This window comes from Acinetobacter sp. 18QD2AZ41W, assembly GCF_009829025.1.
Taxonomy (GTDB): Bacteria; Pseudomonadota; Gammaproteobacteria; order Pseudomonadales; family Moraxellaceae; genus Acinetobacter; species Acinetobacter pseudolwoffii.
In genome coordinates, this window is the sequence record NZ_WURP01000076.1 from 1 (window position 1) to 356 (window position 356).

Genomic DNA, 356 nt, shown 5'->3' on the forward strand with positions numbered 1-356 from the left:
AGTCCGGTAATAGGTTGAAGCTGCGATCGGTAAAATCCTACAAATCGCATCAACACCATATCGATCTTTATTGTTATGGATGAAATCCACCATTATTTGTGTGGGCGGTCGAGCTCCGCCTGGGCGAAAAAAGCGGCTGCTTTACGTAGAATTTCATTGGCACGCTTTAATTCTTTAATTTCACGTTCCATTTGCTTCATTTTTTCTTGATCAGATATCTGTTGTACTTTAATAGGATTTTGCTGATCTAAATGCTTTTGATGCCAGGCACGAAGTGTTTCAGGAGTACAACCAATCTTAGGCGCAATTGCTGTGATTGCAGCCCAAGTAGAAGGATAATCTTTTTCAGATTCAAT

General features: G+C 40.2%; 1 pseudogene and 1 other annotated feature. The pseudogene reads right to left on the bottom strand.

The window, feature by feature from the left end:
- Positions 1 to 356: pseudogene (locus tag GVV58_RS15345) on the bottom strand (transposase); the annotation flags it as partial.
- Positions 19 to 135, bottom strand: a sequence feature (AL1L pseudoknot). Its footprint overlaps the pseudogene before it by 117 nt.